This window comes from Pedobacter sp. R20-19, assembly GCF_000708265.2.
GTDB lineage: Bacteria > Bacteroidota > Bacteroidia > Sphingobacteriales > Sphingobacteriaceae > Pedobacter.
The window spans coordinates 279,704-303,862 of record NZ_JCKI01000007.1; the positions used below are offsets into that span (position 1 = coordinate 279,704).

20 protein-coding genes are annotated in these 24,159 nt (G+C 36.4%); 8 read left to right on the forward strand and 12 right to left on the reverse strand.

Annotated elements, in window-relative coordinates; all coding sequences use genetic code 11:
- Nucleotides 1-365: 365 nt before the first annotated feature.
- The 5 genes from recG to AN34_RS16540 form a co-directional block, all read right to left on the reverse strand.
- A complete protein-coding gene (recG, locus tag AN34_RS16520; RefSeq protein WP_029287145.1) occupies nt 366-2,471 on the reverse strand; it encodes an ATP-dependent DNA helicase RecG in 2,106 nt (701 codons plus the stop codon).
- A 5-nt stretch (nt 2,472-2,476) separates the two neighbouring features.
- Nucleotides 2,477-3,379: an EamA family transporter gene (locus AN34_RS16525; RefSeq protein ID WP_029287147.1), complete on the reverse strand. Its 903-nt coding sequence runs from the start codon at nt 3,377-3,379 to the stop codon at nt 2,477-2,479.
- Nucleotides 3,380-3,760: a RidA family protein gene (locus AN34_RS16530; RefSeq protein ID WP_029287149.1), complete on the reverse strand. Its 381-nt coding sequence runs from the start codon at nt 3,758-3,760 to the stop codon at nt 3,380-3,382.
- 9 nt (nt 3,761-3,769) lie between these two features.
- A complete protein-coding gene (locus tag AN34_RS22155; RefSeq protein ID WP_308424134.1) occupies nt 3,770-3,907 on the reverse strand; it encodes a DUF6728 family protein in 138 nt (45 codons plus the stop codon).
- Nucleotides 3,908-4,005: 98 nt separating this feature from the next.
- Nucleotides 4,006-5,355, reverse strand: a complete 1,350-nt coding sequence (locus AN34_RS16540; RefSeq protein WP_029287152.1) for an OmpA family protein — start codon at nt 5,353-5,355, stop codon at nt 4,006-4,008.
- Between the two features lie 172 nt (nt 5,356-5,527).
- Between AN34_RS16540 and AN34_RS16545 the strand changes: the two genes are divergently transcribed.
- Nucleotides 5,528-6,817 (forward strand): aminopeptidase P family protein, encoded by a 1,290-nt coding sequence (locus AN34_RS16545; RefSeq protein WP_029287154.1) that lies wholly within the window; start codon nt 5,528-5,530, stop codon nt 6,815-6,817.
- A 170-nt stretch (nt 6,818-6,987) separates the two neighbouring features.
- Here the strand turns inward: AN34_RS16545 and AN34_RS16550 are convergent, their stop codons facing one another.
- On the reverse strand, nt 6,988-8,538 hold the full coding sequence (locus AN34_RS16550) for a trypsin-like peptidase domain-containing protein (RefSeq protein ID WP_029287156.1): 1,551 nt from the start codon (nt 8,536-8,538) through the stop codon (nt 6,988-6,990).
- A gap of 401 nt (nt 8,539-8,939) precedes the next feature.
- Between AN34_RS16550 and dapF the strand changes: the two genes are divergently transcribed.
- The 4 genes from dapF to AN34_RS16570 all read left to right on the forward strand — a co-directional run bounded on the left by dapF (nt 8,940) and on the right by AN34_RS16570 (nt 16,018).
- Nucleotides 8,940-9,722, forward strand: coding sequence for a diaminopimelate epimerase (gene dapF / locus AN34_RS16555; protein WP_029287158.1), 783 nt, complete (start codon nt 8,940-8,942; stop codon nt 9,720-9,722).
- A 483-nt stretch (nt 9,723-10,205) separates the two neighbouring features.
- Nucleotides 10,206-11,372: an efflux RND transporter periplasmic adaptor subunit gene (locus AN34_RS16560; protein ID WP_029287160.1), complete on the forward strand. Its 1,167-nt coding sequence runs from the start codon at nt 10,206-10,208 to the stop codon at nt 11,370-11,372.
- Nucleotides 11,373-11,424: 52 nt separating this feature from the next.
- A complete protein-coding gene (locus AN34_RS16565; protein ID WP_029287162.1) occupies nt 11,425-14,604 on the forward strand; it encodes an efflux RND transporter permease subunit in 3,180 nt (1,059 codons plus the stop codon).
- Between the two features lie 13 nt (nt 14,605-14,617).
- The gene (locus AN34_RS16570; RefSeq protein WP_029287164.1) at nt 14,618-16,018 is read left to right on the forward strand and encodes an efflux transporter outer membrane subunit; all 1,401 of its coding nucleotides are present in this window, start codon (nt 14,618-14,620) and stop codon (nt 16,016-16,018) included.
- A gap of 71 nt (nt 16,019-16,089) precedes the next feature.
- On the opposite strand, the gene nadD is transcribed toward AN34_RS16570, so the two are convergent.
- The 3 genes from nadD to AN34_RS16585 all read right to left on the reverse strand — a co-directional run bounded on the left by nadD (nt 16,090) and on the right by AN34_RS16585 (nt 18,319).
- Nucleotides 16,090-16,692, reverse strand: a complete 603-nt coding sequence (gene nadD, locus AN34_RS16575; protein WP_082468446.1) for a nicotinate (nicotinamide) nucleotide adenylyltransferase — start codon at nt 16,690-16,692, stop codon at nt 16,090-16,092.
- A 124-nt stretch (nt 16,693-16,816) separates the two neighbouring features.
- The gene (gene gmk, locus AN34_RS16580) at nt 16,817-17,386 is read right to left on the reverse strand and encodes a guanylate kinase (protein WP_029287168.1); all 570 of its coding nucleotides are present in this window, start codon (nt 17,384-17,386) and stop codon (nt 16,817-16,819) included.
- Nucleotides 17,387-17,455: 69 nt separating this feature from the next.
- Nucleotides 17,456-18,319 carry a YicC/YloC family endoribonuclease gene (locus AN34_RS16585; RefSeq protein ID WP_029287170.1) on the reverse strand — a complete coding sequence of 288 codons (864 nt, stop codon included), beginning with the start codon at nt 18,317-18,319 and terminating at the stop codon, nt 17,456-17,458.
- Nucleotides 18,320-18,776: 457 nt separating this feature from the next.
- On the opposite strand from AN34_RS16585, the gene AN34_RS16590 reads away from it, so the two are divergent.
- Nucleotides 18,777-19,499 carry a hypothetical protein gene (locus AN34_RS16590; RefSeq protein WP_029287172.1) on the forward strand — a complete coding sequence of 241 codons (723 nt, stop codon included), beginning with the start codon at nt 18,777-18,779 and terminating at the stop codon, nt 19,497-19,499.
- On the opposite strand, the gene rnc is transcribed toward AN34_RS16590, so the two are convergent.
- The 3 genes from rnc to AN34_RS16605 all read right to left on the reverse strand — a co-directional run bounded on the left by rnc (nt 19,500) and on the right by AN34_RS16605 (nt 21,835).
- Nucleotides 19,500-20,228, reverse strand: coding sequence for a ribonuclease III (rnc, locus tag AN34_RS16595; protein WP_029287174.1), 729 nt, complete (start codon nt 20,226-20,228; stop codon nt 19,500-19,502).
- Nucleotides 20,229-20,323: 95 nt separating this feature from the next.
- On the reverse strand, nt 20,324-21,577 hold the full coding sequence (gene fabF, locus AN34_RS16600) for a beta-ketoacyl-ACP synthase II (protein WP_029287176.1): 1,254 nt from the start codon (nt 21,575-21,577) through the stop codon (nt 20,324-20,326).
- Nucleotides 21,578-21,598: 21 nt separating this feature from the next.
- On the reverse strand, nt 21,599-21,835 hold the full coding sequence (locus AN34_RS16605) for an acyl carrier protein (protein ID WP_008508386.1): 237 nt from the start codon (nt 21,833-21,835) through the stop codon (nt 21,599-21,601).
- A gap of 157 nt (nt 21,836-21,992) precedes the next feature.
- Here AN34_RS16605 and AN34_RS16610 point away from each other — a divergent pair, with 157 nt between their 5' ends.
- Both AN34_RS16610 and pyk read left to right on the forward strand, forming a co-directional pair.
- Nucleotides 21,993-22,412 carry an IPExxxVDY family protein gene (locus tag AN34_RS16610; RefSeq protein ID WP_029287178.1) on the forward strand — a complete coding sequence of 140 codons (420 nt, stop codon included), beginning with the start codon at nt 21,993-21,995 and terminating at the stop codon, nt 22,410-22,412.
- A 150-nt stretch (nt 22,413-22,562) separates the two neighbouring features.
- Nucleotides 22,563-23,993: a pyruvate kinase gene (gene pyk, locus AN34_RS16615; protein ID WP_029287180.1), complete on the forward strand. Its 1,431-nt coding sequence runs from the start codon at nt 22,563-22,565 to the stop codon at nt 23,991-23,993.
- Nucleotides 23,994-24,159: the final 166 nt, after the last annotated feature.

Below are 24,159 nucleotides of genomic sequence, written 5' to 3' on the forward strand. Positions count from 1 at the left end.
AGCTATTTGCTATTATAACTAACTGATATAATTACTTACATCACACTACCAAAAAATAAGGCCCCCTATCGAATTATATCAATAATCATTCAACCAATATGATTTATTTGCAGACAGCTTTAAGCTGTATTTTGGGTAGGAAAGAAGATAAATACGTTGGTATTTACATCAAATTACCGACTAATAGTTCATATTTGGTTTAATGCAAGATAAACATATTATATATAAAACCGAGATAGAAATCGTAACTATTTTGCTAAGAAATAAGAATGGGGAATCACGATAAAAAATGATCAAATTAATCATACACAGAAACTTAATTATGTAAAATAGTGCCCAAGAATAGAATAACTGGTGATAATTTATTAACTAATCTTATCAAAGGAAATGCCCCTCTCCAACTTTTGCAAATGAGTTTTCAGGATGGTATTTTCTGGCTTTTCTAATTTTGGATCAGCTTCAAAAAGTTCGATAACCGTATTTCTTGCTTCAGCCAGGATAGCCTGATCTGTTGCCAAATCTGCTAATTTTAAATCAAGAACCCCACTCTGCTGTGTTCCTGTAATATCGCCGGGGCCACGAAGTTGTAAATCAATTTCTGAAATTTCGAAACCATTATTGGTTCTTACCATGGTTTCTAAACGGACCTTACCTTCTTTACTTAACTTGTTTCCACTCATTAAAATACAGAAAGATTGCTCCGCTCCGCGACCTACACGACCACGTAACTGATGTAGTTGAGAAAGCCCGAAGCGCTCTGCATTTTCAATCACCATTACCGAGGCATTAGGAACATTTACCCCAACTTCAATAACTGTTGTAGCAACCATGATCTGACTTTTACCATCAATAAATTGCTGCATTTCAAATTGCTTGTCGGCATTAGGCATCTGTCCATGTACAATACTGATCTGATAATCTGGCCGGGGAAACTGATAGCTGAGCTGCTCCACTCCAGCCTCAAGATGTAGTAAATCAAGCTTCTCGCTTTCTTTAATTAAGGGGTAAACAATATAAACCTGACGGCCTTTAGCAATTTCCTGCTTCATAAAGCCAAACATACGGAGCCGTTGCCCTTCAAAAAGGTGACGTGTTTCAATAGGCTTTCTTCCTGCTGGAAGTTCATCAATCACAGAAACATCCAGATCACCATATAACGTCATCGCCAGCGTACGAGGAATCGGTGTAGCAGTCATCACTAAAATATGTGGCGGGATAATATTTTTTCGCCACAACTTAGCCCGTTGTTCCACCCCAAAACGATGCTGCTCATCTATGACCACCAAGCCTAAATTATTGAATTTAACATTGTCTTCAATTAAAGCATGCGTACCAATTAAGATATCGATTTCGCCATTTTCTAATTGCTCATGTAAAATAATCCGCTCTTTCTTTTTTGTATTTCCAGTGAGGATGGCAACCTTAACCAAATCATCAGTAACCAATTCGATTATAGACGCATAATGTTGGCGGGCCAAAATTTCTGTTGGCGCCATCATACAGGCTTGATAACCATTATCATTCGCCAGGAGCATACTCATCAATGCAACTGCAGTTTTTCCACTGCCAACGTCGCCCTGAACCAACCTGTTCATTTGAACGGCTCTTTGCGTATCTATTCGAATTTCCTTAATTACCCTTTTCTGAGCATTTGTAAGTTCGAATGGAAGAAACTCCTTATAAAACCGGTTTACCTTTTCTCCTACTTTTCCGAAACTGGCGCCTTTAAATTTCAACTGGCGAAGTTGCTTATTGTGCAATAACTGAAGCTGAATAAAAAACAATTCTTCAAACTTCAGTCTTCTTTCCGCATCATTTAATTCCTGCTGGTTTTTGGGGAAATGAATATTCAGCAAAGCCCTTCTTTTATCAGTCAGTTGATATTTATCGATAATATAGGTTGGTAAGTTTTCCTGAACCTGGGGAATCACTTGATCCAGCAATCCGGCAATAAGCCTTTGGATACCTTTAGAATCTAGTGTAAATTTTTTAAGCTTTTCTGTAGAGTGATAAACGGGTTGTAAGGTGAGGTTACCCCTGCCGACAGTTTTATGCTGATACAGTTCCATTTCAGGATGTGAAATGCTGAATGTTCCATTAAACAGTGTTGGCTTGCCAAAGGCTACATAAGCTGTCCCTACGATAATATTTTCATCCACCCATTTTAAGCTCTGAAACCAAACCAGTTCCATGATTCCGGTTTCATCTTTAAAAGCTGCCACAATCCGTTTGGCTCGTTTATCGCCAATTACCTTTTTATTAATCACCCGCCCAATAATTTGAATATAGGAGGAGTCGGGATTAATCTGGTTGATTTTAAAATACTTTGTACGGTCAATATAGCGAAAAGGATAGTGCGACAGCATATCCTGAAAAGTGAACAGACCAAGGTCTTTTTTCAAAACATCTGCCCGACTTGGCCCTACGCCTTTTATAAACTCAATAGGTGTATCTAAGATCGGATTCGACAAAATTTTTATACTTTTTTAGCGATCATGCCTTTTAACAAATGTGCATTAAAAATAACAATCGATAAGAGTAAAAGCAAATAAGCAAAAAGCTGATGGATATCTATATTCTCCTTGAAATAAAAAAATGCCACAGCAAATGCAACGATAGGATTAATATAGATTAAAATACCCAATGCAGATGAGGGCATCCCTACCAGTGCATAAGCATTTAAAAAAAGTGGAATAATGGTAAACACTATTGCAATAAGAAAAATATGCAACCAAAAGGATGTTACTATCGGAAATGGTCCCGAACTCATCAGGTATCCTGGTAAAATAATCGCACCAGATAAAATAAGCTGAATCCCTAATAAGTTAAATTTATCTACATCCTTAATAACCTTCAGTAAGATAATATATACCGCATAAAATGAAGCGATCAATATTGCCCATAAAACTTCATATAAAGAACCTGTTGCCAGCAAAATGATGCTGATTAGCGCAATAGCAAGCGCTATGATTTTAATTTTTGTAAGTTGTTCCTTTAACAAAACAAAACCACATAGTGCAGTAATAAGCGGGCAAACCATATAAGCAAATGCCGCAGCTTTTAAACTCACACTATTTACTGCATAGATATAAGTAAACCAATTCCCGGTAATTAAAAAAGCGGAGAGAATAGTTAAGAGTAATAGTCTCTTTTTTTTGCCAGATGGCAGCACTTTGAAATGCACAAAATCTTTTTGCAGCTGTTCTTTTCTAAACAACAATATGCTTGCCCATACCACAATGATAGAAGCAAATATTCTATAGTATAAGATTTCCTGCGGAGGGAATCCCTTAAGGTTACGTAGAGGGATAGACATTGTTCCCCATATGATATAGGGAACAATACCTGCTATAAAAAATTTGCTTTTGCCTTTTTCCAATTATTCTACGATGGCAATAACTGAGATTTCTACATTTACATTTTTAGGCAATACCGATACTTGTACCGTTTCACGTGCAGGAAAATCTGCTGTAAAATATTGACCATAAATTTCGTTTACCTGTGCAAAGGTGCCCATATCACTTAAGAAGATGGTTGATTTAACCACATGATCAAAATTTAAGCCTGCTTCTAATAAAACAGCTTTAAGATTCCGCATTACCTGATGGGTTTCATCCTCAATATTTCCGATATTTAATTCACCGTTCTCAGGGTTGATGGCTACCTGGCCAGAAACAAAAAGAAAGTTTCCTGCTTTTACAGCCTGACTATATGGCCCGATTGGTGCAGGCGCATTGGTTGTTGTAATAATTTGTTTCATAAAATAGATTTATTTAGCAAGCCATTGTATAAGCTTGTAGATGATTCCTGCAAGGAAGATGATGATGGCCAGTGCATTAATAAAATGCATAATCCTGATATTAATATTGTCAGGTCGGTTTGGATCTTTTTTCCGGAAGAAGTACATGACACAAACTTAATTAAAAAGCCTAACATCAAAAACTAAAAGGCACAAAAAAAGTCCCGATTTGCATCGGGACTTTTTTTAAACTTTATATTGAAAGACTAGTTTCTAGCAGTTTCAACACGACGGTTTTGGATACGACCTTCTTCAGTATCGTTAGAAGCAATTGGATTAGCTTCGCCTAAACCTTTAGTAGCAACTTGACTAGCGTTAACACCAGAGTTTACTAAGTAAGTTTTAACAGAATTTGCTCTGTCTTTAGATAATTTCATGTTATATGCAGCAGTACCTTCGCTTGAAGCATAACCGTTTACAGTTACTTTACCACCGTTTTCACGTAACACTGAAGATAATTTATCTAAAGTTGGATAAGATTCAGTTTTTAATACAGATGAGTTAAAATCGAAACCGATTTTTTCGAAACCTGTTACGTTAGTGTTAGTTGAATCAGCAGTGAATTTAGGAAGTGGACATCCTGAACCATCAACAGCAGTACCTGCAGGAGTTCCTGGGCATTTGTCGAATTGATCAGCAACACCATCACCATCAGTATCTTTTTTCAAATCTTCAACAGATTTTTCTACGTTAGATACACGGTTTTTCAAAGCTTCAACTTCTTGACGCAAAGTTGGATCTTTTAATTCATCATACATTGTAGCTAATGGGTTAGACCACTCTAAGCTTGGTTTTGCAGAAGAACCTAAAGAGAACTCTAAACCAGCATAACCGTAAGAGAATTTATCTTTAGTAGTACCTTTTGCGTAAACTCCATCAAAGTTATCAGCATCAACAAAGTTCATAGTGTAACCTAAGTTAAAGTTAACACGCTCAGAAACTTTGAATTTAACACCAGCACCTACTGGAATGTAGAAACCTTTTACGTAATCTTTAGCTTCGTGTCTATCACCTACTGGTCCGATAGCACTACCTTTCCAGTCAATAGTTTGACCACCAGTAGTTACTTTTGGAGCATAAGCTAAGTAACCAGCACCAGCTGTTAAGAAGAAACCTACAGCGTTTTCACGACGTAAGAAATCAATAGAACCTAAGTTAACAACACCACGTAAATCTACAGCATATTGTAATTCAGTTTCGAATTCGCTAGCAGTTGAAGCTACTGGTCCAGCAGTTGCATCATTTGAACCTGAAACTTTACCACGTACACCAGCTAACTCTAATGAGAAAGAGTGACCTAATTGTTTACGGATGTTTAAACCGTAACCTAAGTTAACGTCCCATTTGTTGAAGTCATTAGAACCGCCAATTGCAACTACTGGAGCTAATACACCAGCGTTAACACCAATTGACCAAGTTCTGTACTGTCCTCTTCCACCAAATACCTTGGTTGAAGAAGTAGTTGCAGGAGCATCCTGAGCGACAGCAAGAGAAGCAACTCCTGTTAATGCCACTAAAGAAAGCGCAACACTTTTCTTTAAAGTAGAATAATTCATAATCTTTTTTTCTTTTTTAAGGGTTAAACAATTTAATTGATTAATTTTTTGTAACCGCAAAATTAAACAAATTTTTAAATTTTCAAACATTTACACAAACTCCGTTCCAAACTTCAGGAGAAAAAGGGATTTTATTACATTTGATCCCTATATAATTATAAAGGCACAAATTATGAAATATCCCCAAATTGATCAATCCCTTTTCATATTAAACAGAAAAGAATTCAATAAACACTTAAAAAACAACTCTTTAGCTATTTTTAATGCCAATGATGAATTCCCTAGAAGTGGTGATCAAAACTTCGTCTTTAAGCAAAATCCAGACTTATTTTATTTATCCGGAATTGACCAGGAGCAAACAATCCTGATCATTTATCCGGATTGTCCTAATCCTTTGTATAGAGAAGTCCTGTTTTTAAGACAGACCAATGATTATATCAAAGTTTGGGAAGGATACAAATACACAAAAGACCAGGCGAAATCTGCATCTGGCATCACCAGCATTTACTGGCTCAAAGATTTTGATAATATACTGCACAGCATTGTACATTATGCAGATCATATTTACCTCAATTCTAATGAAAATGATCGCTATGCCCATACGGTGCCACATCGCGACCTGAGGTTTATTGATCAAATGCGTTCTAAATATCCTTTACATCACTACGAACGTTCTGCTCCAATTATGCGGAACTTAAGAGCCCATAAATCTGATGTTGAAATTGAGCTAACCAAAAGAGCTTGTGCAATTACACGGGATGCTTTTGTTAGGGTATTAAAGTTCACAAAGCCTGGTGTAAAGGAATATGAAATAGAAGCAGAAATTATTCATGAATTTATTCGTCAGGGAGCAACCGGCCATGCTTATACCCCAATTATTGCATCCGGACACAATGCCAATATTCTGCACTACAATGATAATAACCAAACTTGTAACGCAGGCGATGTTATTCTTTTTGATTTTGGTGCGGAATATGCCAACTACAATGCAGATATGAGCCGTTCAATTCCGGTAAGTGGCCGTTTTACCGCCAGGCAAAAAGATGTTTACAATGCTGTTTTACATGTGATGAAGGAGGCTACAAAATTATTACGCACAGGTACTGTATGGAACACTTACCATGAAGTGGTTGGCGAGTTAATGACCGAACAATTGATTAATTTGAAATTAATCTCTATTGATGATGTAAAAAATCAAAGCACCTCTTACCCTGCATACAAAAAATACTTTATGCACGGAACTTCTCATCATTTGGGTATAGACGTACATGATTTTGCAGGAAGATACACGCCATTTGCCGAAGGAAATATTTTAACGGTAGAGCCAGGTATTTATATTCCTGAGGAAGGTTTAGGTATTCGTTTAGAAAACAATATCTTAATAACGGCTAATGGAAACATTGACTTAATGGGAGACATTCCATTAGAAGCAGCAGAAATAGAAGACATTATGAATTCATAATTCATTTATGGGCTATAGATTAACATGCTTCTTGCTGAAGAAATCAAATCATTAGCTTTTAAATGCATTGATCCTTAATTAATCAGCCATCAAGCACAATGCTAGTAAAAAACAAAAGCCGTTCTGAAAATCAATTTCAGAACGGCTTTATATTTAATCAATCTGGCAGATTATTGCGCCGGAAAGCTAAAGTTAAATGTACCTTGCCCGGTTACTCCTGACATATAAACCATACCATTTCTAGTTTGAGGTAAGGCTTTCTGAACATCAGTTACGCTGTTTACAGGCTGTCCATTCACTTTCGTAATGATTAAACCTTTCTCTACACCAATGTTATCAAAAGCTTTTCCTGTGGTAACAGAAGTAACTACTACCCCACTATTAATTCCTAGTTTAGATTTCTGAGCCGGAGTTGCAGGCACGAACGTTGCCCCAAGTTTTGATACCTCTGCTGATTTTGTAGCAGCGGTATTCGCATTAGGATTTATACTTGCCTCTCCTTTTAAAGTAACAGTATAATCCTTTAATGCACCATCTCTTAATACCGTTAATTTAACTTTATCACCAGGATTTAAACGACCAACTCTTTCCTGTAAGTCTGGAGAATCATTGATAACTATGCCATCAACTTTTTTAATTACATCACCAGATTTTAAACCAGCAGCCTCTGCAGCACCTTTTGCCACAACATCATTCACATATAGGCCACTTACTTCGCTGGTTTTAATTCCTTCTGGTTTTTCATCACCACTTAGCGGAACAAAGTTTACACCAATATAGCCACGTTTAACTGAACCGTATTTCATAAAATCATCTACAATTTTACGTGCCAGGTTAACCGGAATAGCAAAACCATAACCTTGGTTATAACCACTTTGAGAAGCAATAGCAGAATTGATACCTACCAATTCGCCGTTAGCATTTACCAATGCACCACCACTGTTACCCGGATTAATCGCCGCATCTGTTTGAATAAAAGATTCGATACTGGTATTTGCCGGACGCTCAGGTCTTTTACCTGTACGTTGATATTCTCTATATTCTTCTTCAGTTATTTCGTTTCCTTGTTGTTCTCTACCTATAATACCAATGCTACGGTTTTTCGCGCTCACAATCCCTGCGGTTACTGTAGTCTGTAAATCTAGCGGGAAACCAACAGCTAAAACCCATTCTCCAACCTGCACATTATCAGAGTTACCCATTTTTACAACAGGTAAACCTGTGGCATTTACTTTAATTAATGCCAAATCTGTATTAGGATCGCGACCGATTACCTTGGCCTCAACTTTACGTCGATCAGTTAAAACCACTTCAACTTTCTCTGCATTTTCAACCACGTGATTATTAGTTACAATATAACCATCCTGACTAATAATCACACCTGATCCTGATGCCGCTCTGGGTTGACGTTGCATCTGGCGACCGCCACCTCCAAAGAAATCTTCCATCATATCAAACGGAGAAGAACTTCCCTCACTTTTCCCCGATGTTGAGTAGGTTGTTTTAATGTGAACTACACCTGGGGCAACAGCAGCTGCCGCTTGTGTAAAATCTGCTGCACCGGCTGAAGTTACCTTCAGCGGATTATTTGCAAAATATAAATTTTGTTTTTCTGAAATAGTGTTTCCAGTTTGGTTACGCTCAAAGAGCTTATAACCTCCAATCGCTGCTGCTCCACCTATAAAAGCAGCTAACACGGTAATCCCTAATATTTTTTTCATGTGTTTGTATATTGTTTTTTAATGGTTGTGAAACTATTAAAAGCTAAGCTAATTTACATATACAGGCTTTTAATGATTTCATGTGTTTGTATATTATTTTTATTGTCTACACAACTGTGATTATAAGTTCCATTGCCGGCAAATTGTTTGGTATACTTACAAACCCTTTGTGTTTTTTATTTGACAGGAGCGCTGTATTTTCTTTGTTTAAGCAGAACGCTCCAGCAGTTATTTATCTGCTTAAATTTTCTTTTATAAGTTTATTCAAATTTAATACCATATCAACGATATTTGCATCACTAAAGCATCTACATTGGTGTTAAAAAATGTTAAAAACAATTTACACCAGGAGACTTACAAGCATCTGCAATTCAAATATTGCATTAAATAATGAAGATCCAATGAAAATTAATTTCTTTAAGTATCAGGGCGCAGGTAATGATTTTATTTTAATAGACCATACTGCAAAACCATTAGAAAACATTGATAATGAATTGATTGAGCAACTTTGTCACCGCAGGTTTGGTATAGGGGCTGATGGATTAATGTTTGTAACCAAACACCAGGATTATGATTTTGAAATGCATTACTTTAATGCAGATGGTAAATTAGGTAGTATGTGTGGTAATGGCGGTCGGTGTATCGTTGCATTTGCTAAACACCTGGGTATCATCAACAAAGAAACTAACTTTTTGGCAGTAGATGGCCCACATTATGCCAGAATTTCAGAAGATGGCGAATGGATTGATCTTCAAATGATTGATGTAGAGTTGGTAACCCGTGATGGCGATGCATATGTTTTGAATACCGGATCTCCACATTATGTAAAGACGCAAGAAAACCTGAAAGATTTTGATGTATTTAATGAGGGTAAAAATATTCGTTATAATGAAACTTATAGTGAGAAGGGTATCAATATAAATTTTGTAGAAGATTTTGGCGATCATCTGTTTGTTCGTACTTATGAGCGAGGTGTAGAAGATGAAACTTTTGCATGTGGTACCGGTGTAACAGCCGTGGCTATGGCTATGGCCAAACATAAAAATCAAAGTGGTCATATCAAAACCAACATTAAAGTTTTAGGTGGAGATATTAAAATTGAATTTGATTATGATGAAAAAAGCTTCACCAATGTATTTTTATGTGGCCCGGCAAAACTGGTTTTTGAAGGGGAAGTAAATTAACATCTCTTAAAATCAGTCAGCTTCTCTATCATCAAGAGTATGCTATATGTTATAGAATATAATGTGATCTTCATTCTTTCGGCATTTTCAGTAGCGACAAGTGTACATGATTAGTACAGCCAAAAATTTTAATGTATTTAGCATGTGTATTTTTCACACTATCTTTTTAGTAAAATGGCTATTTTTTAAAACATTTCATGAGATTTGAACAGTCATATTAACGATTTTTAACATCTGTCTCAATTAATTTACACACTATTTTTAAGCCAATAATAACTAACAAACCCCTCTTATATAGTCATTTAAGGACAAATGAGACAATTTCGAGATCAAAAATAAATCAATCGATTGATTAAATGACAGAATTTGGACAGATTTATTTTTTTTTAGGCGCTATTTTTGGGCATAAATCGCGAAATCAAAATCCAAATTTGATGGCGATTTAACCCGGAATAATTTTAAACACACACATACGAATACTCCATGAGAAAAGTAACAACTCTCTTTTTTAGCATGAGCATTGGAATGCTTTTAGCATCCTGCGGAAATAATGATGATGCAAAAAAGGCGGCAGCAGCTGCAGCGGCTGGTCCTCAAGCCTATCCAGTTTTCACAGTTAAAACACAAACCACAGAATTAAATTCAGATTACCCTGCAACTATTGAGGGAATTCAAAATATTGATATCCGCCCTAAGGTTGATGGCTTTATTGACAAAATACTGGTAGATGAGGGCGCTGTTGTAAAAAAGGGTCAATTACTTTTTACCATCATGGCACCACAATATGAGCAGGAAGTTAGAACAGCAAGAGCTGCAATCAGCAGTGCAGAAGCTGATGTAAATGCTGCTCAATTGCAGGTAAATAAAACTAAACCGCTGGTAGAAAAAGACATCATAAGTAAATATGATTTAGACGCCGCTCAGCTTACACTTCAAAGCAGAAAAGCAGCTTTAGCACAGGCAAAAGCTACTTTAGCAAATGCACAGGTAAATTTAGGCTATACTTCTATTACCAGCCCTGTTAATGGTATTGTAGGTAGCATTCCATTTAGAAATGGAAGCTTAGTAAGCAGCTCTAGCACAGAACCGCTAACCACCATTGCCAACACCTCTAAAGTTTATGCTTACTTCTCTTTAAATGAAAAGCAGCTTCTGGATTTCTCCAAAACCTATAAAGGCAATACACTGGCGCAACAAATGGCTAACATTCCGGCTGTAAGTTTAGTATTGGCCGACGGTACTGTTTATGCTCAAAATGGTAAAATTGAATCTATTAATAGTCAGATTAATACCAACACAGGTTCAGCTAGTTTAAGAGCAACTTTCCCTAACCCTATCGCCTTATTAAAATCTGGTGGTAGTGCATCAGTCAGGATTCCACAAAAAGTTGAAAATGCTATTTTGGTTCCTCAAAAATCAACTATTGATTTGCAGGGGAAGAAATTCGTGTATGTTTTGGGCGATTCGGCTAAAATTATCAGTACTGAAATTCAGATTATGGATTTAGCGAAAGATAAATTCTATGTAGTAACCAAAGGCCTGAAAGCTGGTGATAAAATCGTGTTGGAAGGTTTCCAGTCATTAAAAGATGGTGTTAAAATCAAACCTGAAGAAAAGAGTGCTGATTCAGTTTACGCAGAGATTAAATAATAATAACTTGAGCAGTGTAATTACACCTCTCATCAGGTAATCAATATTAATTATGTTTAAGAAATTCATAGAAAGACCGGTTTTATCAACGGTAATATCCATTATTATCGTTATTCTCGGTATTTTAGGTTTAGTTACTTTACCGATTTCCCAATATCCTGAAATTGCACCACCTACTGTGCAGGTTTCAACTTCATACCAGGGTGCAAATGCCGATGTGGTTATGAATAGCGTAGTTGTTCCGCTGGAAGAACAAATAAATGGTGTGGAAGATATGACTTACATGACTTCCACTGCCAGTAATGATGGATCAGCGACCATTACGGTTAACTTTAAATTGGGTACTAATCCCGATTTAGCTGCAGTAAATGTTCAAAACAGGGTAGCCAGAGCAACCAGTCTGTTACCAGCAGAAGTAACAAAATCTGGTGTAATTACGGCAAAGAGACAAGCCAGTAACGTTTTGATATTTAGTTTGTATAGTGATGATCCATCTTACGATCAAAAGTTTTTACAGAATTATGCCAACATTAACATAATTCCACAAATTAAGCGGATTAACGGAGTAGGTGATGCAAGTGCTTTCGGAACTTTGGATTATACCATGCGCCTTTGGTTAAAGCCAGATGTAATGGCAACCTATGGTTTGGTACCAAGTGATGTGAACGCAGCTCTTGCCGATCAGAATGTGGAGGCAGCGCCGGGTCAGTTTGGAGAACAGGGAGATCAGGCATTTCAATATACTTTAAAATATACAGGTCGGTTAAAAGATGAAGCACAATTTGGCAACATCATTATTAAAACAGCAGATAATGGGCAGATTCTTCGTTTAAAAGACATTGCGAGAATTGAATTAGGTGCTCAAAGTTATGCCAGTTCAGTAAGTTTTAATGGTAAGCCGGCATTAGGTATCGCCATTAATCAAACTGCTGGCTCAAATGCTAGTGAAGTTATTTCCAACTCGATTAAAACTTTAGATGAGGCACAAAAGGTGTTTCCAAAAGGCGTTCATTATTCTACATTGGTGAACGTAAACGATTTTCTTGATGCGTCTATCGAAAAAGTAATTCATACGTTAATAGAAGCTTTCATTCTGGTATTCTTAGTGGTTTTCATTTTCTTACAGGATTTCCGTTCCACTTTAATTCCAGCAATTAGTGTTCCCGTAGCCATTATTGGTACCTTCTTTTTCTTAAGCTTGTTTGGTTTTACCATAAATTTATTAACCCTGTTTGCGTTGGTACTGGCCATTGGTATTGTGGTAGATGATGCAATTGTGGTGGTGGAAGCCGTCCATGCGAAATTGGACGAAGGTTATACGGATGCAAAGAAGGCGACTATAGATGCCATGGATGATATTAGCGGTGCGATTATTTCCATTACACTGGTTATGGCTGCGGTATTTATCCCGGTAAGTTTTATTCAGGGTTCATCAGGCGTATTCTATAAGCAATTTGGTTTAACACTGGCGATTTCCATTATCTTGTCTGCAGTTAATGCGTTAACATTAAGTCCCGCATTATGTGCGTTATTTCTTAAACCACATACTGATGATCATGGAAAAAAGAAAAACTTCCTGGATCGTTTTTATATCGCTTTTAACACCTCATTTGATACTGTAACCAATAAATATAAAAAATCAGTTAGTTTCTTATCTCATAAAAAATGGATAGTTGGACTGGGTGTTTTATTTTTCACGATTGTTTTGGTTTGGATGATGAATACCACACCAAAAGGTTTTGTTCCGAATGAAGATTTAGGAACTGTTTTCTCAGATATTTCATTGCCTGCAGGAACATCACAGGAAGAAACTAACGTAGTGATTTCACAAATTGACAGCATTGCGCACACCATTCCTGAAATTAAAAATTCTTTGAGGGTAGTAGGCCGAAGTTTAATTAGTGGTTCTGGCAGTTCTTATGGGATGGTTATTGGAAGGTTAATTCCCTGGGATGAACGAAAACGTGATGTTAAAGCCATTATTGGTGAACTTTTTGCCAAAACAGCTAATATTAAGGGTGCTAAAATTATTTTCTTCGCGCCTCCAACCATCCAGGGTTTTGGAACAAGTGGTGGTTTTGAATTTCAATTACAGGATAAAACCGGTGGAGATATTAAAAGATTCAATGAGATTGGAAATGGATTCTTAGCTGCCCTAAGTAAAAGGCCGGAAATTCAATATGCCTCAACCTCCTTTAACCCAAATTTCCCACAGTATCAAATTGATGTGAATGTGGCGAAGGTAAAACAGGCTGGCTTAACCGTTGCTGATGTTTTAGGCGTAATGCAAGGTTATTATGGTGGTGTATATGCTTCCAACTTCAATAAGTTTGGTAAGCAATTCAGGGTAATGTATCAGGCAGATGCCCAATACCGTTCAAATGAGCAAACCCTAACCAGAATCTTCGTTAGAAATGGTAGCGGACAAATGGCACCTGTATCTGAATTTATTACCTTAACGAAGGTTTATGGACCGCAGGCCATCTCTCGTTTCAACTTGTTTACTTCGATTTCAGTTACTGGTAACCCGAATCCTGGCTTTAGTTCTGGTGATGCATTAAAAGCCGTACAAGAAGTTGCCGCACAAACTTTACCAGCAGGTTATGGCTATGAATTCTCAGGTTTATCAAGGGAAGAAATCAGTGGCGGAAGTCAAACTGTGTTTATCTTTTTACTTTGTATCATCTTCGTTTATTTCTTATTGGCAGCACAATACGAAAGTTATATTTTGCCTTTGGCTGTATTAATTTCATTGCCTATTGGTTTAGCTGGTGTGTTTGTTTTTGATAAGATTTTTGGTGTAGATAATAACATTTATACACAAATTACGCTGATTATGCTTGTGGGTTTACTGGCAAAGAATGCCATCCTGATTGTGGAATATGCGGTTGACCGACGAAAAAGAGGCATGAGTATTATCAATGCCGCCATCGATGGAGCTACAGCTCGTTTACGCCCTATTTTAATGACATCATTTGCTTTCATCCTTGGTTTATTACCGCTGATGTTGTCATCAGGTGTTGGTGCTTCAGGTAATAAATCTATTGGTACTGGTGCCGTAGGCGGAATGTTAATTGGAACCATATTTGGTTTATTTGTAATCCCCGCGTTATTTATCATTTTCCAAAGTTTGCAGGAAAGGATTAGTAACAAATCACCTTTTAATGAAGGAGTTGAAAAGGAACAAACACCAGAAGAATATAAGTTAGCTACCAGTAAAAGCAAACACTAATTGTTAAGAATATATGAAACTCAGATATAAGTATTCCATTTTAATCGGCTTTACCATATTAACCTTGAGCGCTTGCGTAACTAAAAAATACGAACGCCCGCAGGTTAAAAATGAAGGATTGTACCGAGATATTAATACCTCCGATACCACAACTATGGCAGATTTGCCATGGAAAACGTTGTTCTCTGATACAACGCTTCAATCATTAATTCAAAAAGGGATTAATGAGAATTTAGACTTAAAACAAGCCATTGAGCGAATTAAAATTTCAGAGGCTACCTTAAGACAAAGTCGTGCAGCATTTTTGCCGAGTTTACAGGCAGATGTTTCAGTTACAGATGCCAAACAGGCACAGGCAGCTTTAAATTTTCCTTCTGGCATCAATATTAATCTAGAAACGCAAACCTATAAGGCACAATTAAGTACGTCTTGGGAAGCCGATATCTGGGGCAAATTGAGTAGCGCAAAAAAAGCAGCATATGCCACTTTATTGCAAAGTGATGCGACTAGACGAGCAGTTCAAACGCAATTAATCGCAACTATTGCCAATAGCTATTATACGCTGCTGGCCTTAGATAAACAACTGGCCATTACTGAACAAACTATTCAAATCAGAATGCAGGATGTTGAAACCATGAAAGCACTAAAAGAAGGTGCCGTTGTAAATGGTGCTGCTGTGGTACAAAGTGAGGCGAATTTATATGCAGCTCAAGTAACTTTACCAGATTTAAAAAGAAGCATTAAGGAAGCTGAAAATGCTTTGAATATTGCATTAGCGCAGGCTCCTGGAACGGTTAATAGAACAACATTGGATCAACAAGTTCCTTATGCAGACTTAAAGACTGGGGTTTCTGCTCAGTTATTACAAAATCGCCCGGATGTTATTGCGGCTGAATTTGGCTTCCGTTCTGCATTTGAGAATACCAATGTAGCTAAAACATACTTCTATCCGGCCCTAACCTTAACAGCTGCCGGGGGCTTAACCAGTTTACAGTTAAGTAACTTTTTCGACAATTCTATTTTCTACAATTTAGTTGGTGGATTAACCCAGCCTATCTTTGCTAAAGGTGCTAATAAAGCACGTTTAACCACCGCTCAGGCAAACCAACAAATTGCATTTTACACTTTCCAGCAAGCACTTTTAACTGGCGGACAAGAGGTCTCAAATGCCTTGTATGCTTATCAAACAGCTGAAGAGAAGGAAACAACCAGGGCAAAACAGATTGCATCATTAACCAAAGCGGTAGACTTCACCAAAGAATTGCTACGCTACAGTTCAGCAACTAATTATACTGATGTATTAACCTCTGAACAGAGTTTATTAACAGCTCAATTAAACGGGATTAATGACAGGTTACAAAAATTGCAGTCAGTTGTAAATTTATATCGTGCCCTGGGTGGCGGATGGAAATAATATAATTTTTATTATCATAAAAAAGCATCTTGATTTTATTCAAGATGCTTTTTTTTATTGATCGAAAGTTTCTACTTATACATGCCCTTGCTGTCAATAAAAGCAATTACCTTTTCAGGCAGAAAAAACTGAATGTTTTGATTCTCTTTAATTGATTTACGAATAAACGTTGAAGATATTTCCATTAAAGGGGTGTTAGTAAATGTGATTGCCGGGTGATTGGCCCACTCACTCACATCAGCACCTGGACGAGGGTAAACATAAATCTGATAGTTTTTTAGCAGCACATCATAATTCTTCCACTTTTTAAAAGAGACGAGATTATCTGCTCCCATAATTAACACAAACTCTTTAGCAGGAAATCGCTCTTGTAAATAGGTTAAGGTATCAATAGTATATGATGGCTTTGGCAAGGAGAATTCAATATCGCTCACCCTAATATTTTCAGTGTTTTCTGTAGCCAGATTTGCCATCTCTAAGCGATCGTACATATTGGCTAGACCGCTTTTTTCTTTTAGCGGATTATGGGGTGAAACCACTAACCAAACTTCATCCAGCTCAGTATAGTTTGCCATGTAATTGGCAATAATTAAATGCCCCGTATGAATGGGGTTATAAGAGCCAAAGAAAAGACCTGTTTTCAGTTTACGGTTTTCAGTATTATTGATCGTCATTGCTAGGCTGGATTAAGGGAGCTGAAGCAATCTATTTTGCGAGAAAGATTGCTTCACCCTTGTGCGCTTTTCCGTCGCTGCGGTTCGCAATGACGAATTTATTTATTAAATCAACTCCAAAAAGTTATTTTTTCAAGAAATCCCCTACCAACTGCTCTGCTTCTGCACAGGCTTTATCCAGATCATAATTTTTTAAAATCACATCAAACTTATCTGCATAAAGCAATTCCTTTTCAGCTTTGATAAAACGTTCCTGAAGTTTTTCCTGGCTATCCGTTCCTCTACCACTTAAGCGTTCCTTTAAAACCTCTAAAGATGGTGGCTGAACAAAAATAGCCAAAGCATCTTCTTCATATTTTCTTTTTAAACGAATGCCACCTTCCACATCAATATCAAAAATAACGTGTTGGTTGTTTTCCCAGATACGTTCTATTTCCGAACGCAAGGTGCCGTAAAAAGTTCCATTATAAACTTCTTCAAACTCAACAAATTCCTGGTGGGCTACTTTATGTAAAAACTCTTCCTTTGTAATGAAATAATAATCATTTTCGTGGGTTTCATCACCTCTTAGCTCTCTCGTGGTAGCAGAAATTGAAAAGCTCAGTTCCGGAAACTTTTTTAAGAGATGATGTACAATTGTAGTTTTACCAGCGCCTGATGGTGCCGAAAATATGATTAATTTACCTTGTTTCATTTTTTTAAGACTAAAGACCAAAGCCGAAAGATCAAAGCTTTAGTCTTTGAGCTTTAAGCTTTAAGCTTTCTATAACACGTTCAGTAATTGTTCTTTAATTTTTTCTAATTCTTCTTTCATACCTACCACAAATTGTTGCATCTGGGCATCATTGGCTTTTGCACCCATGGTATTAATTTCCCGTCCAATCTCCTGAGAGATAAACCCTAATTTTTTACCATTGGCCTCCTTACTGGTTAATGTTTGAAGAAAATAATCACAATGACTTTTCAACCTGGTTTTTTCTTCTGTAATATCAATTTTATCGATATAATAGATTAACTCCTGCTCAAACCTGTTTTGATCAATATTTACCTTACCAACGGCATCATCCAGAAACTGCGCAAATTTATCACGAATGACAGTAATCCTTTTAGGCTCTAATTCCTCAACAGATTTGAAGTAACCTAAAATATTTTTTATTCTAAGTTCAAGATCTGCCTTTAAAACAGCACCTTCATCTTCTCTAAATCTATTAAAATTGGTTAAGGCGGTGATAAATATCTGGTACAAATGATTCCATTCATCTTCACTTACGCTTTCCTCTTTATAGCTAATTACTTCAGGAAAAGTTAACGCAGTTTGAAGTAAATTACTACTTCCGGCATTTAATTCATCATTAACTGCTACGAGTTGATTGTAATAATGGCTCAGTAATGCGGTATTAATGGTTGCGCCGGTTACCTCTCCACCTGCACGTTCTACATTAATGCTCAAGCTTACTTTTCCTCGCTCAATATCTTTACTGCACACATTGCGTAAAACCAATTCCTTATCTGAAAAAGCTTTTGGATATTTTAAATTGAGTTCAAGAAACTTACTGTTGAGCGATTTGATTTCGACACTATACTTTGCATTTGCATAATCGGCTGTAGCTAAGCCGTATCCTGTCATGGATTTTATCATGCGCAAAGATAGAAAAATTAGTTTAGAGTTTGCAGACAGCTATCCGATGTTTGCGAACAGTAAATTATAAGCTTAACAAATTGTATGGCATACCTTAACGTTATTTAACAATTAAGAAGGTTAACAAATATTAATTTTATAGAAAAAATAAATACGCGTTGAGTATAGCATAATGTGCGCTAAAGCCGTTATTTAATATGGAAACATATTCTTACCAATGAGCATTGAAAACAATGTTCATCATTAGCTATCTGTTACAAGTAAATATATACCTTAAAAAAACAAGAAAATTTATCTGTTGTTAGATTAGAACACTGAAAGAAAACATACTTTTACGGCAAATCATCTGGATTTAGGCATTTTACTGATTCTATTGAAGCCTCAAAAGAATTTTTAGAAGTCGAAAACACTTATGATAAATTTGAACTGTAAATAAACATACCTAATGAAAATTTTTAAACTGTCATTGCTACTTCTTTTGCTTATGCTTACTGGTAATATGCTAAAAGCGCAAGACCTGATTATCAAAGGTGTTGTTTTTGAGAAGGGAACAAATATCAGGGTTGCGTTGGCAGAAATTACCAACCAAAGAACACAAATGGGCGTGGGCAGTAATGATTTGGGCTTTTTTCAGATTCAGGCACGAGTAGGTGATACACTTTTAATTACCAAAAGGAGTTTAAATGATCAGCAGATTGTTGTTCATGGTACACAAGATATTTTGATCTATCTGGTAAGGGGCAGTACCATGCTCGATGAAGTAACCATTGTTGGAAGTACTAAAAAGCAAGACCTGGAAGATTTAAAAAGAGATTTTAGAAATAAAGGTGTTTATAACGGAGGGAAATCTTCCGTTCTGTCTTCCGTTTTTCATCCTTTAAATGGTCTTTATAATTTAATTGGTAAAGATCCAAAGAATGCCCGCAGGTTTAACCGGTATGCGGATAATGAATTAAAGCAAACGCAAATTGATCAATATTTTAATGGCACTATTATCCAGAATAATACAGATTTAAGGGGAAAAGACCTGGAAACGTTTATGCTCAATTATCGCCCCGATTTTGAAAAAGCACAACATTGGAACGTTTATGACTACATTAAATACATTAAGGAATCTGCAAAGAAATTTGAAGAAAACCCGGTAAAGGCGAACGATTTAAAGCCTTAATTAGATAGATAAAGCTTCGCAGGCTTTCTCTGCTGCTAGCTTTTCAGCATTTTTCTTATTGTAATCTCTTCCTGTACCAAATTTCTCACCTTCTACCAGGGCGCTAATGGTAAAAAGCTTTGCACTTTCACCTTCACCATTTTGAACCAATTCAAACATCACATCTTTACCGTGGCGTTGGCACCACTCAATCAATTTACTTTTAAAATTGGTTTCAGTAAGTTCTAAGGTATGGATATCAATATGTGGCTTTACAATTCTGCGCAATAAGAACTCTTTGGTAAAATTATACCCTTTATCCATGTAGATTGCGCCAATAATTGCCTCAAAAGCATCACCCAACATAGAGTTATGTTTGGTTTGGATGCTCACAGATCTTTGATCAAATTGAATCATCTTATCAAAACCTATCTTTTTTGCCAGCTGATTTAGGTTTGCCCGGTTTACGATCTTTGATCGCATTTCGGTTAAGAAACCTTCTTCTTTATAAGGATAATGCTTGAAAAGCAATTCAGCGATTACTGATCCGAGCACGGCATCGCCCAGAAACTCCAGACGTTCATTGCTGCTTCTGCTACCATTTTTTAAAACTTTGGCTACAGAGCGATGCCTGAACGCCATTTTATAAAGGGTGACATTACCAGGTACGAAGCCTAAAATGTTTCGCAGCTTTTTAACAAACTCCTTTTCGGGAGAGAGATAAAGTTTATATAATTTTAATATCGGCATTAAATAAATAACACAATTAATGGGCTAATGAGCATATTTAACTAAGTTATCTATTTTTACTTAGCATACAAAATTATATAACAAGGCTATTTTAATTAATCTTCGTATTTTTTGAAGATAACTGAAGCATTGTGGCCACCAAAACCAAAAGTATTACTTAGTGCTGCCCTAACTTCACGTTTCTGAGCTTTATTAAAAGTAAAATTTAATTTCGGATCAAAAGCAGGATCATCTGTAAAGTGATTGATTGTTGGAGGAACAATATCATTTTTTACAGCTAAAATTGCTGCAATAGCTTCAACAGCCCCAGCGGCTCCTAAAAGGTGCCCTGTCATTGATTTGGTAGAACTGATGTTTAATCGATAAGCATCTTCACCAAATAATGTACCTATGGCTTTGGTTTCACTAATATCACCGAGTGGTGTAGAAGTACCATGCACATTGATATAGTCTATATCAGCGGTAGTCATACCTGCATCTTTAAGTGCATTTGTCATCACCATTCTGGCACCTAAACCTTCAGGATGTGGTGCAGTGATGTGATTCGCATCAGCACTCATTCCACCACCTACCAGTTCGGCATAAATTTTTGCACCTCTGGCTTTAGCATGTTCAAGTTCTTCCAGGATAATGGTTCCTGCACCCTCTCCTGCTACAAAGCCATCACGATCTTTATCAAAAGGACGGGAAGCTGTTGCAGGATCATCATTACGTGTTGAAAGTGCATGCATGGCGTTAAAGCCACCCATTCCTGCTTCATTAATAATGGCTTCAGAGCCTCCACTAATAATGACATCAGCCATACCCAAACGGATATAGTTAAAGGCATCAATCATCGCGTTGGTTGATGAAGCACAAGCAGAAACAGTTGCAAAATTTGGCCCACGTAAGCCATACTTAATTGAGATATGCCCTGGGGCAATATCTATAATCATTTTAGGAATAAAAAATGGATTGTATCTTGGCGTACCATCTCCTTTTGCAAAATTAGAGATTTCATCCAGGAAAGTTTTTAATCCACCTATGCCAGCACCCCAGATTACGCCAATTCGGTTGGTATCCAATTTTTCAAAATCAAAACCACCGTCCTTCACAGCCTCATCTGTAGCTACTAAAGCATATTGTACAAATGGATCAAGCTTACGAGCTTCCTTTTTCTCCAGAAAATCTTCCGGATTAAAGTTTTTTACTTCGCATGCAAATTTCGTCTTGAACTTTTCAGTATCAAAACCTTTAATAGGAGCAGCGCCACTCACCCCGTTAGTCAATCCTTCCCAAAATTCAGGAACATTATTGCCTATAGGAGTGAGCGCACCCAACCCTGTTACTACTACTCTTTTTAATTCCATTTATACTGAAAAAGCGTAATTCTATTTAACGTTTTTTTCCAAATAAGCAATTGCTTGACCAACTGTACCGATGGTTTCAGCCTGATCATCAGGAATAGCTACATTAAATTCTTTTTCAAATTCCATAATCAATTCTACGGTATCTAAAGAATCTGCACCCAAATCGTTGGTGAATGAAGCCTCTGGCGTAACTTCGCTTTCGTCAACACCTAGTTTTTCTACGATAATAGCCTTAACTCTTGAAGCAATATCAGACATAATTTTATAATTTAATGGTTAAATAATTCTGTGCAAAGAAAAATAAATTCTTACAATTTTCAAATGTTTTTATTTCACTACCTTAATTTGGCTCTGAAATAACAAGCGAATATAGAATTAGTTTTTTAATTTCGTTCTGTAAATAATTTATTTCGATTTGAACAGAACTTACCTAAAATTAACCTTAGACCTTGATTTCATACTCATTGCGATTACAGCACCACTGAAAGACTACGTGTTATGCCACAAAATTAATACGCGATTGAACACGCAATTCGAAAAAATAGAAGACCATGAAATATTTTTTAACATCGATCAACCTGCCTGGGCTTTCTCTAAATATTACTTTTTTGTTGAGCAAGGTGAGATAGAATACTATTTAATTAGCAACAGAAGCAGCGACGGGCTGCTCATTCCAGAGATGGGAAATGTTGATTTTTTCATCATTATAAAAGAATTTATTGACCAGGAAGATTTGAATTATTTAATTAACGGGCTCAACAAACTCCCTGATATACAGGTAGCTGCAAAAATTGATCCCACCAAGTTAAAGAGTAAAGAGAATTTGGTAATATAAAAATTATATACTTGGTGTATTAAATACACTATATTTGAGGGTTATAAACGACGAAACAAAGAACAAAATATATAAAACTTAATGCAGTTTAATTATTTTTGATAATAATTAGCGCTACAATTAACTGCATTGTTAAAATCAATTAATTAAATGAAACCTTTTCATTCGAGAACCAAAATTGTTGCCACGCTTGGGCCCGCATCAGCAAAACCAGATGTATTATACAGTATGTTTAACGCGGGTTTAGACGTTTGCCGTTTAAACTTTTCACATGGATCTCAGGCAGATCACCAGGCCGTTTTAGATACCATTAAAGATCTGAACAAAAAATACGACTATAATGTTGGTATCCTTGCCGATTTACAAGGCCCAAAAATTCGTATTGGTTTAGTAAAAGAAGGTGGTATTAACCTGATTAATGGTAAAACTACTGTAATTACCACCAACGAATGTATTGGTAATGAGGAACGCATTTATATTACTTATCAAAGTTTTCCTCAGGATGTGCAGGCTGGCGAGATTATCCTTTTGGATGATGGCAAGCTGCAAATGAAAGTAGTTTCTACTAATTTAAAAGACGAAGTAGTTTGTGAAATCGTTCATGGAGGTATTTTAACTTCAAGAAAAGGTGTAAACCTTCCTAATACAAAAGTTTCTATTCCATCATTAACTCCGGAAGATCGGGAGAACTTAGAATTTGTTCTTGAAAATGATGTGGAGTGGATTGGTTTATCATTTGTTCGTAAAGCAGATGATATTATCGAGCTTAAAAAAATCATTGCTGAACGTGGTAAAACTGCCCGTGTAATTGCTAAAATTGAAAAACCAGAAGCAATTGCGAATATTGATGAAATTATTGCTGTTTCTGATGGTATTATGGTTGCACGTGGTGATTTGGGTGTTGAATGTCCGATGGAAGAAGTGCCATTGTTACAAAAAATGATTGTAGCTAAATGTAGAGCGGCTTCTAAACCTGTAATTGTAGCTACTCAAATGTTAGAAAGCATGATTACTACTCCTCGCCCTACCCGTGCGGAAGTGAATGATGTGGCTAACTCGGTTTTGGATGGCGCAGATGCGGTTATGTTAAGTGGTGAAACATCTGTTGGAGAGTTTCCGTTAATCGTAATTGAAACGATGCAGAAAATTATTCAGAACATTGAACAAAACAACTATCCATTTAACCCTGATAAATTTTTAAAGCCAAAATCACCATCATTCTTAAGTGATGCGATTTGTGATTCTGCTTGTTTCTTAGCTAAACAGACTAACGCTGTTGGTATTGTTTCTATGACTTTAAGCGGTTATACTGCGTTTGAAATTTCAAGTCACAGACCAGAAGCTTTAACATTTATTTTTACCAGCAACAGATCTTTATTAAATGCAGTTAGTTTACTTTGGGGTGTTAGAGGTTTCTACTATGATAAATGGGAGAGCACAGATAACACCATCATTGAGGTTAATGAGTTCTTAAAAAGCAAGAAACTGGTTAAACAAGGTGATATTATTATTAATACTGCTGCGATTCCAATTGACGCAAAGGGCAAAACGAATATGTTAAAAATCACAGTGATTGATTAATCATTAAATATTTAAAAAAAAACGCCTTGTACTGCAAGGCGTTTTTTTTTAATATTTTATTTTTTAAGGAAAGCTATCATCAATATTCTTTAATTTTTAGAATACTCGACTATTAGTTATTGATTCTTTAAATTATTAATGTAAATCTCAATAAAAACTATATTTT

Excerpts from the sequence above, each read along its gene's own strand:
- AN34_RS16530 (WP_029287149.1), bottom strand. The coding sequence starts at position 3,760 with ATGAAACAAATTATTACAACAACCAATGCGCCTGCACCAATCGGGCCA.
- AN34_RS22155 (WP_308424134.1), bottom strand. The coding sequence starts at position 3,907 with ATGTACTTCTTCCGGAAAAAAGATCCAAACCGACCTGACAATATTAAT.
- AN34_RS16540 (WP_029287152.1), bottom strand. The coding sequence starts at position 5,355 with ATGAATTATTCTACTTTAAAGAAAAGTGTTGCGCTTTCTTTAGTGGCA.
- AN34_RS16545 (WP_029287154.1), top strand. The coding sequence starts at position 5,528 with ATGAAATATCCCCAAATTGATCAATCCCTTTTCATATTAAACAGAAAA.
- AN34_RS16550 (WP_029287156.1), bottom strand. The coding sequence starts at position 8,538 with ATGAAAAAAATATTAGGGATTACCGTGTTAGCTGCTTTTATAGGTGGA.
- dapF (WP_029287158.1), top strand. The coding sequence starts at position 8,940 with ATGAAAATTAATTTCTTTAAGTATCAGGGCGCAGGTAATGATTTTATT.
- AN34_RS16560 (WP_029287160.1), top strand. The coding sequence starts at position 10,206 with ATGAGAAAAGTAACAACTCTCTTTTTTAGCATGAGCATTGGAATGCTT.
- AN34_RS16565 (WP_029287162.1), top strand. The coding sequence starts at position 11,425 with ATGTTTAAGAAATTCATAGAAAGACCGGTTTTATCAACGGTAATATCC.
- AN34_RS16570 (WP_029287164.1), top strand. The coding sequence starts at position 14,618 with ATGAAACTCAGATATAAGTATTCCATTTTAATCGGCTTTACCATATTA.
- nadD (WP_082468446.1), bottom strand. The coding sequence starts at position 16,692 with ATGACGATCAATAATACTGAAAACCGTAAACTGAAAACAGGTCTTTTC.
- gmk (WP_029287168.1), bottom strand. The coding sequence starts at position 17,386 with ATGAAACAAGGTAAATTAATCATATTTTCGGCACCATCAGGCGCTGGT.
- AN34_RS16585 (WP_029287170.1), bottom strand. The coding sequence starts at position 18,319 with ATGACAGGATACGGCTTAGCTACAGCCGATTATGCAAATGCAAAGTAT.
- AN34_RS16590 (WP_029287172.1), top strand. The coding sequence starts at position 18,777 with ATGAAAATTTTTAAACTGTCATTGCTACTTCTTTTGCTTATGCTTACT.
- rnc (WP_029287174.1), bottom strand. The coding sequence starts at position 20,228 with ATGCCGATATTAAAATTATATAAACTTTATCTCTCTCCCGAAAAGGAG.
- fabF (WP_029287176.1), bottom strand. The coding sequence starts at position 21,577 with ATGGAATTAAAAAGAGTAGTAGTAACAGGGTTGGGTGCGCTCACTCCT.
- AN34_RS16605 (WP_008508386.1), bottom strand. The coding sequence starts at position 21,835 with ATGTCTGATATTGCTTCAAGAGTTAAGGCTATTATCGTAGAAAAACTA.
- pyk (WP_029287180.1), top strand. The coding sequence starts at position 22,563 with ATGAAACCTTTTCATTCGAGAACCAAAATTGTTGCCACGCTTGGGCCC.